This is a genomic window from Vibrio sp. V12_P9A6T4, assembly GCF_963874835.1.
GTDB classification, from domain to species: Bacteria; Pseudomonadota; Gammaproteobacteria; order Enterobacterales; family Vibrionaceae; genus Vibrio; species Vibrio anguillarum.
The window spans coordinates 19015-34066 of sequence record NZ_CAWNJO010000082.1 but is presented as its reverse complement, the minus strand read 5'-3'; the positions used below and the strand labels follow the sequence as shown (position 1 = coordinate 34066).

Genomic DNA, 15052 nt, shown 5'->3' with positions numbered 1-15052 from the left:
GACAATGCCAAAACGTACTGACATTAAAAGTATTCTAATTCTAGGTGCTGGCCCGATTGTAATCGGTCAGGCTTGTGAGTTTGACTACTCTGGCGCTCAAGCATGTAAAGCTCTGCGTGAAGAGGGTTACCGAGTGATTTTGGTCAACTCGAACCCAGCCACTATCATGACTGACCCAGAGATGGCCGATGCGACTTATATTGAGCCTATCCATTGGGAAGTCGTGCGTAAAATCATCGAAAAAGAGCGCCCAGACGCGGTATTACCGACCATGGGTGGCCAAACTGCATTGAATTGTGCACTTGAACTGGAAAAGCATGGTGTTTTGGCTGAGTTTGGCGTTGAGATGATTGGCGCAACGGCTGATGCGATTGATAAAGCGGAAGATCGTTCTCGCTTTGATAAAGCGATGAAGTCAATCGGCTTAGCTTGTCCTCGCGCTGATACGGCAAAAACTATGGAAGAAGCTTACCGCGTTCAAGAGATGGTGGGTTTCCCTTGCATTATTCGCCCTTCATTTACTATGGGTGGAACCGGCGGCGGTATCGCTTACAACAAAGAAGAGTTTGAAGAGATTTGCCGCCGTGGCCTTGATCTTTCGCCAACCAACGAGTTGTTGATTGATGAATCACTCATCGGTTGGAAAGAGTACGAAATGGAAGTGGTTCGCGATAAAGCGGACAACTGCATTATCGTCTGTGCGATTGAAAACTTTGACCCAATGGGTATTCACACGGGTGACTCGATCACGGTAGCTCCTGCGCAAACGCTAACTGACAAAGAATATCAGATCATGCGTAACGCATCGCTAGCCGTACTGCGTGAAATCGGTGTAGAAACGGGTGGTTCGAACGTACAGTTTGGTATCAACCCGAAAGATGGCCGCATGGTGATCATCGAGATGAACCCACGTGTTTCTCGCTCTTCTGCTCTTGCATCGAAAGCGACGGGCTTCCCTATTGCCAAAGTTGCAGCTAAATTGGCGGTAGGTTTCACACTGGATGAGTTAATGAACGACATTACTGGTGGTGCAACCCCAGCGTCGTTTGAACCAACTATTGATTATGTTGTGACGAAAATTCCTCGCTTTAACTTCGAAAAATTTGCCGGTGCTAACGATCGCTTAACCACGCAAATGAAGTCGGTGGGCGAAGTGATGGCGATTGGTCGTAACCAACAAGAATCGCTGCAAAAAGCACTGCGTGGGCTGGAAATTGGCGTAAACGGCCTAGACGAAATGGTTGATTTAGACGCACCAGATGCACTGACTAAAATTCGCCATGAGCTGAAAGAAGCGGGTGCTGAGCGTATTTGGTATATCGCAGATGCTTTCCGCGCTGGTTTGTCTGTGGATGGGGTCTTTAACCTGACTAACGTTGATCGCTGGTTCTTGGTACAAATCGAAGAACTGGTCAAAATGGAACAAGAAGTCAAAGCGGGCGGTTTTGCTGGCTTAAATGCGGATGTTCTACGCAAGATGAAGCGCAAAGGTTTTGCGGATGCGCGTCTCTCTTCACTGCTTGGCGTGGCTGAAAGTGAAATTCGTCGTATGCGTGACCAATATAATATTCATCCGGTTTACAAGCGTGTCGATACTTGCGCGGCGGAGTTTTCGTCTGATACGGCTTACATGTACTCCTCTTATGATGACGAATGTGAAGCACAACCGACCGATAGAGACAAAATCATGGTGCTCGGCGGTGGTCCAAACCGTATTGGTCAAGGTATCGAGTTTGATTACTGTTGTGTTCATGCCTCACTCGCGCTACGCGAAGATGGTTATGAAACCATCATGGTTAACTGTAACCCTGAAACGGTTTCAACAGATTATGACACCTCCGATCGCCTCTATTTTGAACCAGTAACACTCGAAGATGTATTGGCGATTGTTCGTGTTGAAAAACCTAAAGGCGTCATCGTGCAATACGGTGGTCAAACACCACTGAAATTGGCTCGTGCACTTGAAGCCGCTGGAGTGCCTATCATTGGTACTAGCCCAGATGCGATTGACCGCGCCGAAGATCGTGAGCGTTTCCAGCAAGCGGTTGATCGTTTAGGTCTGCTGCAGCCAGAAAACGCAACAGTGACCACAATGGAACAGGCGATTGAAAAATCGAAAGACATCGGCTTCCCGCTGGTGGTACGCCCGTCTTACGTTCTTGGTGGCCGCGCGATGGAAATCGTCTATGACGAACAAGATCTGCGTCGTTACTTTAACGAAGCGGTCAGTGTGTCTAACGAATCCCCAGTACTGCTTGATCGCTTCCTCGATGATGCAATTGAAGTCGATATCGATGCGATTTGTGATGGTGAGCGTGTCGTCATTGGCGGCATCATGGAGCACATTGAACAAGCGGGTGTTCACTCTGGTGACTCAGCTTGCTCTCTACCGGCTTACACGTTAAGCCAAGAAATCCAAGATGTGATGCGTGAACAAGTTGAGAAGCTGGCGTTTGAATTAGGCGTTCGTGGTTTGATGAACACGCAGTTTGCGGTTAAAGATAATCAAGTTTACCTGATTGAAGTTAACCCTCGTGCCGCTCGTACTGTACCGTTTGTGTCAAAAGCAACGGGCGCACCGCTTGCCAAAATTGCCGCGCGCGTGATGGCAGGGCAGTCTCTAGAGTCACAAGGCTTTACTAAAGAGATCATTCCTCCTTACTACTCAGTGAAAGAAGTGGTTCTGCCATTTAATAAATTCCCTGGTGTTGACCCACTGCTTGGCCCTGAAATGCGTTCAACGGGTGAAGTGATGGGTGTGGGTGCAACGTTTGCTGAAGCTTATGCAAAAGCGGAATTAGGTTGCGGTAATGTTTATCCTGAAGGCGGCCGAGCTCTGCTCTCTGTACGTGAAGGTGATAAACAGCGTGTGGTTGATTTAGCGTCGAAACTGGTGAAATTAGGTTATCAGCTTGATGCTACCCACGGTACCGCCGTAATTTTAGGTGAAGCCGGTATTAACCCACGTTTGGTGAATAAAGTGCATGAAGGTCGCCCTCATATTCTTGACCGTATTAAGAATAATGAATACACCTACATCATTAATACGGCCGAAGGGCGTCAAGCGATTGAAGATTCTAAAGTTCTTCGTCGTGGAGCATTAGCACAAAAAGTGAACTACACCACAACACTGAATGCTGCTTTTGCAACCTGTATGTCTCATACGGCCGATGCGAAGTCATCAGTTACGTCAGTGCAAGAGTTACACGCGCAAGTGAAAGCACACTTAGCATAAGCGTTAAAAAATAATAAATCAGTAGGTCTAAGACCTACATGACAACCTCATTGCCCGCTGAATTAAGCGGGCTTTTTTTTCGGCCGAATTGAATCGTTTTACCAATGAAGAAGAGATTTGGCTTAGAGGATAGCTTTTTAATTGATGAAAAATGGGAATGGGTTGTTGTCTTGGCTTTCGCTATTTTCACCTTTTAAGTGGTGTTATTGTTGGTTTTTATTGTTCAATGCGTTGATAAGAAATGGAACTTTCACTGGAAGTATTAGGCCTGTTGTTTTTGGTTGCAGGGATTGCAGGGTTCATTGATGCGATGGCTGGCGGTGGCGGTTTGCTTACTTTGCCGGCTTTGCTGGCAGTAGGCGTGCCACCGACTCAAGCGCTGGCTACCAATAAGCTGCAAAGCTCATTTGGCAGTTTTTCCGCCACTTGGTATTTTGTACGCAATGGCATTGTGAACCTAAAAGAGATGAAGTTGGCGATAGCTTGTACTTTTATCGGCGCTGCGTGTGGGGCTGAACTTGTGCAGCATATGGATGCCAGTTTGTTGACCAGCTTAATCCCGCTTTTGCTGATCGGTATTTCACTCTATTTTCTACTTGCACCCGCGACGAAAACCCACAATGGGCCTGCTCCATTGTCTGAAACGGCTTTTGCTTTTACGGTCGGTTTTGGTATCGGCTTTTATGATGGTTTTTTCGGTCCGGGCACCGGGTCTATTTTTACGGTCTGTTTTGTCGTGTTAGGTCATTTTTCGTTGATTGAAGCGACTGCAAGAACCAAGGTTCTCAACTTCACTTCAAACATTGCTGCGCTGCTTTTTTTTGTTATTGCTGGCTTGCCGATTTGGAAGATAGGGCTGGTGATGGCCGTTGGTGGTTTTTTAGGGGCGAGAATGGGTGCAAAGATAGTGGTGACTAAAGGGCAGAAATGGATCCGCCCATTAGTTATTGTGATGTCGATGTTGATGGCAATAAAACTTCTTTGGCAACAGCATCAGCAATGGTTGTTATCAATCTTTTGACCCTTGGCGAGCGATAACTATTGCTGCGCAGACAGAGATGAACAGGCCGAACCAAAGGTTGCAGTTCATCAAAATCAAAGTAGTAGCGAGGTTCAATGTTCAGTGCTTTAATCACTGACAGTGGTACTAAAGCAGGCGTCATGCCTCCTAATGCCAATTGTGCTGCGGCCGTATACGAGTCCATTTCCATCTGCGGCGTGATGGCGAGTTTCGCCAATATATCGACTTGATAGGCGTTCGCTGGGTTGGACAAATCATTGGTAACGAGCTGTTTAGGTAACGAAGATAAGGGTGTTTGGCTGACAATGTAAAAGGATTCATCTACCAGATGAAACGTCATTAGCCCATGATTAGCGGGTAAGTAGCCTGCGCAAAATCCTAATGTCGCTTTGCCTGATTGAACGTGCTGAACAATCCTCGGCGTATGGTTCGTGGTGATGGTGATGAACTTATCGTGCTTGAGGTACTGCCCCATGGTGGTATTAATATAGCCAGCGACTAACGTTTCTGAGCAGTCTATCTTGATCAGTGTGTCATCCGTAAAAGATTGCTGATCGAAAATCAAACCGCATAACTCACTAAAGCTTGGGCCGATAGTTTCAACCAAGGCTTGTGCATCTGTGGTTAATTTAATCTGTCGGCCATCAGGCTCAATCAGCTTTTTACCGACCCTTTTTTCTAAATTAGCAATCCGCTTACTAACGGCGGACTGGCTAATGTAGAGTAGGCTGCCCGTACGCCCCATGGTTTTTTCTTTGCTCAGCACCAGCAAAGTTTCGATACCTTCTAGCAACATAATTAATGACGATGAGGAATAGATTAGCTCATCTTATCGCAAAGCGACCATAACCCATAGCGTCTGTACATGTTACTGTTTGTGGTTTTGATGAGATCGGCTTTATTTATTCAGTGCAAAAGTGGGCAGTGATAAGTGCCAGCGGATCGCGCCAAGTCGAATGATCAAGGTTGAGGCGACTCCGGCCAGAAAGGCGCTTGAGCTATCGTAGTCCATCGCCAGTGCTGTGGTATGAAACAGACCGCCGATGATACAAGCTGTAGCATAGACTTCGCTGCGTAGCACCATTGGAATCTCACGGGCCAGTACATCACGAATAATACCGCCGCCACAGCCAGTAATAACGCCCATGATTACCGCAACCATGGCCGAGTCTTGATAGTTCATCGCCTTTTCAACACCAATGCCAACAAACACGGCTAAACCGATTGCATCACAAACGGGTAAGATCCACCAAGCAACGCGTTTAGGCCTGCGAACCAGCAGCATGGTGAGTAAACAAGTGATGAAAATGACCCAAAGATAAGTGGTGTCTTTTATCCAGAAGACTGGCGTCGCACCCAATGCCATATCACGAATTGTTCCACCGCCAATTGCAGTAACGCTCGCAAGCACGACCACGCCAAACGGGTCCATTTTTAATCGACCAGCTAATAATACGCCAGAAATGGCAAAGATAGCCGTACCAAATAAGTCAATAAGATAGAGCAGCATGGAGTCCATGTTACTGGGTTCTCTTTAGTCGTTAATGGAACAAAATTCGGGCAGGAATTGTACGAGATTTTATTACGCAAGCGTTAGCGTTTTTGGCGAACGACGGAAAAGTACTCACACACTTCTTCTATCGCTTGCAGTGTTCTGGGCGTTGGTCGATTTAACCAATCTGAGGTCAGTGCCCACACAAACCCGTTTTGTACAGCGGGTAGTTGCTGTTGCCACTTTTGCCACATCGTGCCATTTTTTATCGCATGTTCAGAGGTGAAAATTACATCAGGTTTAGCCAGCAGCACTTGCTCAATCCCAACTTGAGGGTAGGGGGATGCGCTGTTGGCAAAAATATTTTCGCCGCCACAAAATTCAAAGACCTCACTGGGCCAACTGCCTTTGGCCAGTGTGATGATCGGTTTTTCACTGAGTTGATAGAAATAACGAACTTTACTTTGGCTGCCATAACTCTGTTTCAGAGTGATGAGTGATTGACGAAAATCACGCGCCGCTTGCTGGCCGATACTCGGATCATCGGCAAATTGGCTAAGTGCTTCAATATTATTGGCAATGTCATCGAGTTTTTGAGTTTTTGTCGTATAAATCCTCAGCCCTAACTGCTCTAATTTATCGAGCTCCTTCGCCGGATTGCCCGCAGGCCAAGCAATCACTAAATCCGGTTTTAGGGTAAGAATGCGCTCTATATTCAACCCTTGGTAATTGGCCACTTTTTCGAGTTTGAGTGCTTGTGCTGGGTAGTCACTGTACTCGCTGACGGCCACCAATTTATCACCAAGGCCAGCCGAAAAGGCCAATTCCGTGGCATGAGGGGCTAAGCTAATGATGCGTTTAACTTGCGCTTGAACTGGAAAAGTTACGCACAGCGTGACGACAATATTGAGAAACAGTAAACGCATCTAAAATCCTTGATGGACGAGCAGCAGTATCGCGCTCTCTAATGCTATCCACGCGAAAATACGCCAAGCTAACAGTTTTTGGATTTGCGCAAGGTGGAAGGCTGATGGGGCGATACGTCCGCCTATTTTTACGCGCAGGGCTTTTTTATCACCGTAGATAGCTGGGCCACCTAAGGCCAGTGATAGTTTATTGCCGACGGCGGTTAACAGCCATGCAGGCCCCGGGAGTGGCCATAAGCGGCTTTGTTGTAACATGGCTGAGAAGGTGTTTGATGCGTTGCGACCAATGATAATCAATAGGCTAAATAGGCGCAGTGGCACAAAGTCAAGCACAGCCAGCAAGCGTACCGATGGAATACCAAAAGGATGAAACGCCGCTCGCGAAGGCGCCCAAGCTCTGGCGAGTTCCGCGATGAGACGGTACATCAACGCGCCAATACCGCCAAGACAGGCGTACCAAAACAGCACCGCGATCACGTTGCGCCCATAGCCAATAATGACGGTTTCAGCCCCCGCCTTACCTAACCCCAGCGCTGACAAGCTATCGGTTTCACGATTCACAAAAGGGGCAAGTACGCTGCGAGCGTATTTTTTGTCTTCTTTGCTGAGTGCACCGATGAGCTGATTGGCTAATAATTCTTGGCTACGCCAATCAAATGCGAGTAATAGTAGCGCTAAATCAAATAGTTGAGGTTGCCATACCAAAGGTTTTAACGCGACTAAGGTGACCCATGCGGGTAGGCACATCAATAGCCAAGCCAGTGTGCCGGAAAGTAGGCTTTGTGAATAACTGCTACTGGTATTGACTTTATCCGCTAATATTTCCGCAAATTTTCGCCACAAAGTGACGGGATGAGCGTTACGTGGGATGGGTAAAATAAGATGAAAGGCAACCGCTCCCCACATAACGAGGAGCGTACCGTTGGCATACAAGTAGGTGATTAACTCGTCCATGTTGAGTCTGTCACTGCTTACTTAAGCAGTTCGACCATCTTAATCACCATTTCTGATGAGCTTTGTGCGGCAAGCGGTAAAAATTCATCAAAGGACATCGGAGACGCTTTATCGGCTACATCTGAAATGGCGCGAACGACCACAAAAGGCACTTTGAATTGGTGGCAAGTTTGTGCAATTGCTGAAGCTTCCATCTCAACGGCAATCACGGTTGGGAAGTGTTGGCGAATAAAGCTTTGACGTTCAGCGGTACAAACGAAAGCATCCCCGGTACAAATCAGGCCGCGTACCGCGTGCTTATCTTTGATGTGTGTGAGTGCTTGTTCTGCAACGCGGATCAATGCATCATCCGCTTTGAAAGCGGCTGGTTGACCTGCCATTTGCCCCATTTCATAGCCAAATGCTGTTACATCGGCATCATGGTGACGAACTTCGCTTGAAATGACTACATCACCCATGGTTAAGCTTGAATCAAAACCACCTGCAGAACCGGTGTTAATCACTACATCTGGTTGGTATTCATTAAGTAAAAGAGTGGTGCCAATGGCTGCGGCGACTTTACCAATGCCAGATTGTAGCAGCACCACATCCACCCCATGGATTTGACCTGAAAAATAGGTGCAGCCCGCTTTGCTGACTTCTTGAACATTGTCGATTGCGTTTTTTAATATCGCGACTTCTTGCTCCATCGCGCCAATAATGCCGATTTTCATGAGGTTTCTCTTATTCGGTTAGTAGTAAATATTCGTTTAATAGTAAATATCTGGTGAATATGCCCTTCCTACTTGAGGCCGCAGCGGTGTTGGCTACGTTCGCTCACCCCAATCACATAGTTTGCCTACGCTCATGGGGACTCACTCACTTGCCGCCTACCTGCAACTCCAAGTTGTTTGGGTATAGCAAAATTGGCCGAAGTTTAGCACGAAACTTTCCGCCAGTGCGATATTGAGCAACTATTCAATCAAGCCTGCTTTGGTGAGGTTTTCTCGCAGTGTTTCTGCTCGCTTACGATTGACGCCCATATCTGAATAACCAATGCGCGATTCAGATCGTACGATTAAACGCCCGTTCTCTATCTTAAGTTCAAGATCATCCACAAATCGCCAAATACGACTGGTGCATTCAATGCGGAGATAATTGTCCTCTTTCACCGCCGTTTTAGAGCGAGGAATAGAAAGCGCAACCGCTTCAATTTTATCTAAAGAGACGCCTGTTTTGAGGATAAAGGGAGAGAGCGAGAACGCGTTACGCTCATCTTGAGTCGAAACGCAATTCGGTTTATTTCCGCAAGGGGTCGCAGTGCGATCGGTCATAGTTGTCACTCCTTGGCTGCAAGCGGTTAGTGTGGCAAACATCAGTAAACTTAGTACTACGCGCATGATAGTCCTTATCAAATGAATCCTCATTACCAATCGCCAAAATACAAGCGAGCTGCAGTGTCGATGGCTGAAGGAAAATGGCCTAAGAAAAAAGGATTCACGTTACCATGAATCCTTCAAGGATATTAAGCAGTTAAGGCTTAAAAGCCTAAGTAGTCAAGTATTCCTTCTGCGGCTTTGCGCCCTTCGTCAATGGCAGTGACGACCAGATCGGAGCCGCGTACGGCATCCCCACCAGCAAAAATTTTTTCATTACTGGTTTGGTACTGGAACGATTGCTGCGACGCGGCCTTAATGCGTCCCCATTGATCAAGTTCAACACCGAATGGCTCAAGCCATGGCATGGCATGTGGCTGAAAACCAAACGCCATAATGACGGCATCGGCTGCCAACACATGTTCGCTGCCCGCAACGGGCTCGGGCTTGCGACGCCCTGCAGTGTCAGGCTCCCCCAAAGCGGTTTGCACCACTTTAACGCCACTCACTTGGCCTTGTTCATTGACCTCAATGGCGAGCGGTTGCAGGTTGAACATAAATTCTACGCCTTCTTCTTTGGCATTTTTCACTTCTCGGCGTGAACCCGGCATGTTCTCTTCATCGCGTCGGTAGGCACAAATCACTTTGGCGGCATGTTGGCGAATGGAAGTACGCACGCAATCCATCGCAGTGTCTCCGCCTCCAAGTACCACGACTTTTTTGCCCGCCATATCAATAAATGGTTGGGGTGATTCCAAACCCATCACTTTATAAGTATTTGACACTAAGAAGGGTAGAGCATCGTAAACACCGTTTGCTTCTTCATTTTCTAGCCCTGCGCGCATGTTTTGGTAAGTCCCGACACCGAGAAAAACGGCATCATATTCATTAAGCAGCGTCTGAAGTGTGATGTCTTTACCTACTTCGATGTTGAGCTGAAATTCGACGCCCATCTCACTGAAAATGCGGCGGCGGTTTTCCATTACGCCTTTTTCAAGTTTGAAAGAGGGAATACCAAAGGTTAGCAAACCACCAATTTCAGGATAGCGATCAAACACCACGGGCTTTACTCCGTTGCGCACTAAAATATCGGCTGCGGCTAGGCCTGCTGGGCCTGCACCAATGATCGCCACTTTCTTATCCGTCCACTCCACGTGCGACATGTCTGGTTTCCAGCCCATCTCAAACGCTTTGTCGTTAATGTATTTTTCGATGTTACCTATGGTGACCGCACCAAAGTCATTGTTTAGGGTACAAGAGCCTTCACAGAGGCGATCTTGTGGGCAGACTCGCCCACAGACTTCGGGCAAGCTGTTGGTTTGGTGCGATAGTTCAGCGGCTTCAATAATGCGCCCTTCGTTGGCCAGTTTTAGCCATTGCGGAATGTAGTTGTGCACTGGGCATTTCCATTCGCAGTAAGGGTTGCCGCAATCTAAGCAGCGATCCGCTTGAGCGGTCGCTTGCTGTTTAGTAAAGGGTTCGTAAATTTCGACGAACTCGATTTTGCGAATAGTGAGCGGCTTTTTTGCCGGATCAACTCGATTCACATCAATAAATTGGTATACGTTCTGGCTCATTAATCTGGCTCCTTCCAATTATTGCGCTTGAACGCGAAGTTCGGCGGCACTGCGGCTTTGATGGCCGAGTAGGGTTTGCAGATCCGCCGCCTGGGGTTTGATGAGATAGAACTTTGGAATCCATTCATCAAAGTTCGCTAAGATCTGTTCAGCATGCACCGACCCCGTCTCTTCCAAATGCTCGGCAATTAAACCACGTAAATGTTCTTGGTGAATGTAGAGATCTTGCAATGAAATAGCCTCTACTGATTCACTATTGACTCGACCTTGGAAATCACCGTTTTCATCCATCACGTAAGCAAAGCCGCCCGTCATACCCGCGCCAAAGTTAACGCCTGTTGCACCCAAAATGGCGACGATTCCGCCTGTCATGTATTCGCAAGCGTTATCACCAGCGCCTTCGATAACTGTGATAGTGCCAGAGTTACGCACACCAAAACGCTCTCCCGCTTTGCCTGCCGCAAACAGCTTGCCGCCCGTTGCGCCATATAAACAGGTGTTGCCGATGATCGTAGCGTCGTTGCAGTTAAAAGCGGTACCAAGGTGGGGTTTGATGACCAGCTTTCCGCCTGCCATCCCTTTACCAACATAGTCATTGGCATCGCCAGTAAGGTAAAGCTCAACACCACCCGCGTTCCATACACCAAATGACTGACCTGCTGTGCCATCGAGATAAATTTTAATCGGCGAGGCGGCCACGCCTTGGTTACCATAACGTTTGGCGATTTCACCAGATAGGCGAGCACCGAGCGAGCGGTCAGTATTTTGTACGTTGTAATACAAGCTGATCGATTGTTGTGCTTCAACTGCCGCTAAAGCGTCATCGACAAATTGTTGGTTAAGTTGTCCTTTATCAAACGGTGTATTGGGTTGAGTCCAGTAAAGCGGATGACCCTGAGCGGATACTGGCGCTTCCAATAAACCGGATAAGTCCAATTTGCTTTGCTTGGCGGTCATCCCTTCAAGTACTTCTAGTAAATCGGTGCGGCCAATCAGATCGGTGAGCTTTTCAACGCCCAACTGTGCCAAGTAACCACGGACCTCGTCGGCAAGACCGATGAAATAGTTCATCACCATCTCAGGTAAGCCTTTGAAATACTCTTTACGCAGCGTTTCATCTTGCGTTGCTACGCCCGTCGCACAGTTATTAAGGTGGCAAATCCGTAAGAATTTACAGCCCATCGCGACCATAGGAGCTGTGCCAAAACCGAAGCTTTCGGCACCTAAAATCGCGCCTTTAATCACGTCCAGTCCTGTTTTTAGACCACCGTCAACTTGAAGTCGAATTTTGTGGCGCAGGCCGTTTGCGACTAACGCTTGTTGGGTTTCAGCAAGGCCGAGTTCCCAAGGGCTACCAGCGTATTTTACCGAGGTGAGCGGGCTAGCCGCTGTACCGCCGTCATAACCAGAAATAGTGATAAGATCGGCGTAGGCTTTGGCAACGCCAGTGGCAATGGTGCCAACGCCCGGCTCTGAAACCAATTTGACCGAAACCAAAGCTTTTGGGTTAACTTGTTTGAGATCGAAAATCAGCTGGGCTAAATCTTCAATCGAATAAATATCGTGGTGCGGCGGTGGCGAAATTAAGGTTACGCCTTGTACTGAATAGCGCAACTTGGCAATTTCTGCGGTCACTTTATGGCCGGGAAGTTGGCCACCTTCACCCGGCTTCGCTCCTTGCGCCACTTTAATTTGCAGCACGTCAGCATTGGTGAGGTAATGCGGAGTCACGCCAAAACGCCCTGATGCGACCTGCTTAATACGGGAGTTACGTTCAGTGCCAAAACGGCGTGGATCTTCCCCACCTTCACCAGAGTTGGAGTAGCCACCTAAGCGGTTCATTGCGGTCGCTAACGCTTCATGAGCTTCTGGGCTTAAGGCGCCAATCGACATCGCCGCAGAATCAAAACGTTTAAATAGCTCCGTACTGGGTTCGATTTTTTCCAGTGCTAGCGGTGTCGCTGATTTTTTTAAGCGCAGTAAATCGCGTAGCATCGCGACGGGGCGTGCGTTGACCTGCTGGGCAAAGCTTTGGTAATCGGCGCTTTCACCTGATTTAACTGCGGCTTGTAAGGTACCAACCACATCTGGGTTATAGGCATGGTATTCACCACCATGCACGTATTTTAATAAGCCACCTTGTTCGAGCGTTTTACGTTTGGTCCACGCTTTGCGCGCTAAATTAAATAGATCTTGTTGGAAGTCTTCGAAGTTAGCACCTTGAATGCGCGTGGTGACACCTTTAAAACACAACTGAACTACGTCGCTATGTAGGCCAACCGCTTCAAACAGCTGCGAGCAGCGATAAGAAGCGACGGTTGAAATGCCCATTTTCGACATGATTTTCAATAAACCTTTGTCGATACCGTACCGGTAGTTTTGCATCACCTCGCGATAGCTTTTTTCCAACGTGCCATCATCAATCATTTTGCCGAGCGTTTCGTAGGCCAAGTAAGGGTAGACGGCTGTTGCGCCAAAGCCGATTAAGACTGCAAATTGATGAGGGTCACGTGCGGTGGCGGTTTCGATAATGATGTTTGCATCGCAGCGTAAATTGGCTTCGACTAAGCGAGTGTGTACTGCGCCCACGGCCATTGCCGCTGGGAGCGGCAGTTTATCCTTATGCAAAGCGCGGTCAGACAATACGATCAATACCGATCCTTGGCGTACGGCCTCCTCTGCTTGTTGGCAAAGTTCGAGCAAAGCTTGCTTGAGATCCTTATGCTGTGGATCGTAATTGATGTCTAAAATGGTATTGCGATAGTGTTTGTCGCTGAGCTCCAATAGCTGTTGCATGTCAGAATAGAGCAAGATAGGTGAATCAAAGGTAACACGATAAGCGTGACCATCGGTTTCACAGAACACGTTCATCTCTTGGCCGATGCTGGTGGCCAGTGACATCACGTGTTTTTCACGTAGTGGATCGATAGGCGGGTTGGTTACTTGGGCAAATTTTTGACGGAAATAATCGGTGACCAAGCGCTCTTTCGAAGAGAGCACCGCCATCGGCGTATCATCACCCATTGATCCCACCGCTTCTTGGCCTACATCTCCCAGTACGCGCAGTACTTGATCAATCTCTTCGTTGCTCATTGCAAACTGTTTTTGATAGGTTTTCAGCTCGTCATTGTCAAAGCTGCGCTCGCCCACCAAGTCGTCACTGAGTTCAGAAAATGGCGTTAATCGGTGGACGTTATTTTTCATCCACTCGCCATAAGGGTGGCGGCTTTTGAGATCGTTATCAATTTCACTAGATTGCCACAATTTCCCATGGCGGGTGTCGATCACCAGCAGTTCACCGGGCCCAACGCGGCCTTTTTCAGCCACTTCATCGGGCGCGTAATCCCAAATTCCGACTTCAGAGGCGAGGGTGATGAGTTTATCTTTGGTGATCACATAACGCGCAGGGCGAAGGCCATTGCGATCAAGGTTACAAGCAGCATAACGGCCATCCGATAACACAATGCCAGCCGGGCCATCCCATGGCTCCATGTGTTTTGAGTTAAAGTCGTAAAAGGCACGAAGGTCTGGGTCCATATCAGGGTGATTTTGCCACGCCGGCGGTACTAACATACGCATGGCACGGAAAATATCCATTCCCCCCGCTAAAAACAGATCGAGCATGTTGTCTAAGCTTGATGAATCGGAACCTGTTTCATTGACAAATGGCGCGGCGGTTTGCAGATCCGGTAGTAGGGGAGAGGCAAATTTGTAAGCCCGTGCTCGCGCCCATTGACGGTTCCCTTCGATAGTATTGATTTCACCATTGTGCGCTAAGTAGCGGAACGGCTGTGCCAGTGGCCAACGTGGCTGAGTATTGGTTGAAAAGCGCTGGTGGAACAAGCAAATGGCTGATTCCATCCGTAGATCAGCTAGGTCAAGATAAAAGCGCGGTAAGTCAGCAGGCATGCACAAGCCTTTGTAAACAATGACTTGAGTCGATAGTGAGCAAATATAGAAATCACGATCTTCGGTGATCTGTTTTTCAATGCGACGGCGAGCAATGTAAAGGCGTCGTTCAATGTCTCGTTCACGCCAACCAGCGGGAGCACTAATAAAGACTTGTTGAATATCAGGCACGGATTCGGCAGCAATAGGGCCAAGTACAGCTTGGTTCGTTGGTACGGTTCGCCAACCTGTCACTGTGAGTGTTTCTTGCGCCAGTTCTTTGTTGATAATATCGCGCGCTGATTGCGCTTTGACCGGATCTTGGCTGAAGAAAATCATACCAATCGCATACTGTTTGGCGAGCTTCCAGCCTTTTTCTTCAGCGATGAGTCGTAGGTAACTATCTGGTTTTTGTAGTAATAGACCACAGCCATCACCGGTTTTACCATCGGCTGCGATGCCGCCACGGTGGGTCATACGATCTAATGCTGAAATCGCGGTTCTGACTAATTTATGGCTGGTTTGGCCTTCCATGTGGGCGATCAAACCAAATCCACAGTTGTCTTTCTCTAAACTTGGATCATATAGAGCCATTGCAATTCTC

At 48.0% G+C, this 15052-nt stretch carries 10 protein-coding genes; 2 read left to right on the top strand and 8 right to left on the bottom strand.

Annotated elements, in window-relative coordinates; all coding sequences use genetic code 11:
- The first annotated feature begins 4 nt into the window (after positions 1-4).
- Complete coding sequence (gene carB / locus AACQ42_RS13345) at positions 5-3235, top strand: carbamoyl-phosphate synthase large subunit (RefSeq protein ID WP_017046523.1); 3231 nt, start codon at positions 5-7, stop codon at positions 3233-3235.
- A gap of 241 nt (positions 3236-3476) precedes the next feature.
- Entirely contained in the window at positions 3477-4256 is a 780-nt protein-coding gene (locus AACQ42_RS13340; RefSeq protein ID WP_017047462.1) for a TSUP family transporter, read from the top strand.
- On the opposite strand, the gene AACQ42_RS13335 is transcribed toward AACQ42_RS13340, so the two are convergent.
- From AACQ42_RS13335 to gltB, 8 genes are all read right to left on the bottom strand, one after another.
- Entirely contained in the window at positions 4180-5052 is an 873-nt protein-coding gene (locus AACQ42_RS13335) for a LysR family transcriptional regulator (RefSeq protein WP_094165101.1), read from the bottom strand. The genes AACQ42_RS13340 and AACQ42_RS13335 overlap by 77 nt on opposite strands.
- Before the next feature lie 102 nt (positions 5053-5154).
- Positions 5155-5775 carry a TRIC cation channel family protein gene (locus tag AACQ42_RS13330; protein ID WP_017046526.1) on the bottom strand — a complete coding sequence of 207 codons (621 nt, stop codon included), beginning with the start codon at positions 5773-5775 and terminating at the stop codon, positions 5155-5157.
- Positions 5776-5849: 74 nt separating this feature from the next.
- Positions 5850-6674, bottom strand: a complete 825-nt coding sequence (gene btuF / locus AACQ42_RS13325) for a vitamin B12 ABC transporter substrate-binding protein BtuF (protein ID WP_094165099.1) — start codon at positions 6672-6674, stop codon at positions 5850-5852.
- Positions 6675-7628: a cobalamin biosynthesis family protein gene (locus tag AACQ42_RS13320; protein ID WP_094163208.1), complete on the bottom strand. Its 954-nt coding sequence runs from the start codon at positions 7626-7628 to the stop codon at positions 6675-6677.
- 17 nt (positions 7629-7645) lie between these two features.
- Positions 7646-8341 (bottom strand): 5'-methylthioadenosine/S-adenosylhomocysteine nucleosidase, encoded by a 696-nt coding sequence (gene mtnN / locus AACQ42_RS13315; protein ID WP_094165097.1) that lies wholly within the window; start codon positions 8339-8341, stop codon positions 7646-7648.
- 240 nt (positions 8342-8581) lie between these two features.
- Positions 8582-9007 (bottom strand): DUF1499 domain-containing protein, encoded by a 426-nt coding sequence (locus AACQ42_RS13310; protein WP_081244961.1) that lies wholly within the window; start codon positions 9005-9007, stop codon positions 8582-8584.
- A 140-nt stretch (positions 9008-9147) separates the two neighbouring features.
- Positions 9148-10560, bottom strand: a complete 1413-nt coding sequence (locus AACQ42_RS13305; RefSeq protein WP_094165095.1) for an FAD-dependent oxidoreductase — start codon at positions 10558-10560, stop codon at positions 9148-9150.
- Between the two features lie 18 nt (positions 10561-10578).
- A complete protein-coding gene (gltB, locus tag AACQ42_RS13300) occupies positions 10579-15042 on the bottom strand; it encodes a glutamate synthase large subunit (protein WP_094165093.1) in 4464 nt (1487 codons plus the stop codon).
- Positions 15043-15052: the final 10 nt, after the last annotated feature.

Excerpts from the sequence above, each read along its gene's own strand:
- AACQ42_RS13340 (WP_017047462.1), top strand. The coding sequence starts at position 3,477 with ATGGAACTTTCACTGGAAGTATTAGGCCTGTTGTTTTTGGTTGCAGGG.
- AACQ42_RS13330 (WP_017046526.1), bottom strand. The coding sequence starts at position 5,775 with ATGGACTCCATGCTGCTCTATCTTATTGACTTATTTGGTACGGCTATC.
- btuF (WP_094165099.1), bottom strand. The coding sequence starts at position 6,674 with ATGCGTTTACTGTTTCTCAATATTGTCGTCACGCTGTGCGTAACTTTT.
- gltB (WP_094165093.1), bottom strand. The coding sequence starts at position 15,042 with ATGGCTCTATATGATCCAAGTTTAGAGAAAGACAACTGTGGATTTGGT.
- AACQ42_RS13310 (WP_081244961.1), bottom strand. The coding sequence starts at position 9,007 with ATGCGCGTAGTACTAAGTTTACTGATGTTTGCCACACTAACCGCTTGC.
- carB (WP_017046523.1), top strand. The coding sequence starts at position 5 with ATGCCAAAACGTACTGACATTAAAAGTATTCTAATTCTAGGTGCTGGC.
- AACQ42_RS13335 (WP_094165101.1), bottom strand. The coding sequence starts at position 5,052 with ATGTTGCTAGAAGGTATCGAAACTTTGCTGGTGCTGAGCAAAGAAAAA.
- AACQ42_RS13305 (WP_094165095.1), bottom strand. The coding sequence starts at position 10,560 with ATGAGCCAGAACGTATACCAATTTATTGATGTGAATCGAGTTGATCCG.
- AACQ42_RS13320 (WP_094163208.1), bottom strand. The coding sequence starts at position 7,628 with ATGGACGAGTTAATCACCTACTTGTATGCCAACGGTACGCTCCTCGTT.
- mtnN (WP_094165097.1), bottom strand. The coding sequence starts at position 8,341 with ATGAAAATCGGCATTATTGGCGCGATGGAGCAAGAAGTCGCGATATTA.